Raw genomic sequence first — 734 nt, 5'->3', positions numbered from 1 at the left:
GCAATGCACTATCAAAGATTGCACGAGCAACAACTTCTTCATTGAATGCCCATAAGTCTTCTAAAGAGCCACCTCCACGGCCTACGATCAATACATCTGCAATCTGTTTATCATTTGCGAGTTGGATTGCTTTTGCGATTTCTTGTGCAGCGCCTTCGCCTTGCACTTTGACAGGGATTAATATTATTTCCAATCCTGGAAAGCGGCGCTTCGTAACGTGGATGATGTCGTGTATGACGGCTCCCGAACGAGATGTAATGACACAAACGCGCTTAGCCATTTGAGGAATTGGTTTTTTATGCTGTCTGTCAAAAAGACCTTCTTGATTTAGCTTAAGCTTCAAAGCGTCAAATGCGGCTTGAAGTGCGCCGAGCCCAGCTGGCTCCATGCTATCGACGATCAGTTGATAATCGCCGCGACCTTCATATAGGCTGAGTTTCCCACGAACAATAACTTCATCACCGTCTTTTGGTTGGAAGCGTAGTCGTTGATTGGCACCGCGAAACATGGCACAGCGAATTTGCGCTTTTTGGTCTTTTAAAGAAAAGTACCAATGGCCTGAACTTGGTCTTGCAAGGCCGCTAAGCTCACCGCTTACCCATACTTGTGCGTAACTGACTTCAAGCATTCGTTTAACTTGGCGATTCAGTTCTGAGACGCTAAGTGCGGTCGGTTTATTGTTGGTGGCTTCTTGAGGGAGCATAGCGGGCTTATGTTGACCAGTTGGTTATGAA

General features: G+C 46.3%; 1 protein-coding gene. It reads right to left on the bottom strand.

What is annotated here, in order from left to right:
• A partial coding sequence (gene xseA / locus A3739_RS20790) for an exodeoxyribonuclease VII large subunit (RefSeq protein ID WP_068502640.1) occupies nt 1–703 on the bottom strand: 703 nt, incomplete at its 3' end.
• Between the last annotated feature and the right edge of the window lie 31 nt (nt 704–734).

The organism is Oleiphilus sp. HI0067, assembly GCF_001635735.1.
This window is presented reverse-complemented; position numbering and strand designations above follow the sequence as displayed.